This is a genomic window from Flagellimonas marinaquae (assembly GCF_003992675.1).
GTDB lineage: Bacteria > Bacteroidota > Bacteroidia > Flavobacteriales > Flavobacteriaceae > Flagellimonas > Flagellimonas marinaquae.
On sequence record NZ_RZMZ01000014.1, the window covers coordinates 95,163 to 95,483 of the forward strand.

Annotated in this window: 1 protein-coding gene; it reads right to left on the reverse strand. The window is 51.7% G+C overall.

The annotated features are described in order from the left end of the window. Window positions 1-321, reverse strand: a 321-nt coding sequence (locus tag EO130_RS07945) for a hypothetical protein (protein WP_164732902.1), incomplete at both ends; no start/stop codon positions are given.

Consider the following 321-nt stretch of genomic DNA (forward strand, 5'->3'; position numbering starts at 1 on the left):
CGAAATCGTCGGTGGCATCCAAATCCAGGTTGGCAGGAACGTTGGTCAAGTCTCCAAAGTCTCCTGAAAAATCATCCGTGCTGTCCGTATCCAAGTTCGGGAACTCGTTGTTCACCGCCGTGGCCACTTGGGCATCGGTCAATTGAGTGTCATTGTCGATATTGTCGGCAAAACCTGCTGGAACACCTGTCAAGCTGCTCCACTGTCCGTCGAAATCGTCGGTGGAATCCAAATCCAAGTTGGCAGGAACATTGGTCAAATCACCGAAGTCACCTGAAAAGTCGTCTGTGCTATCCGTGTCCAAGTTGGCAGGCACGTTGG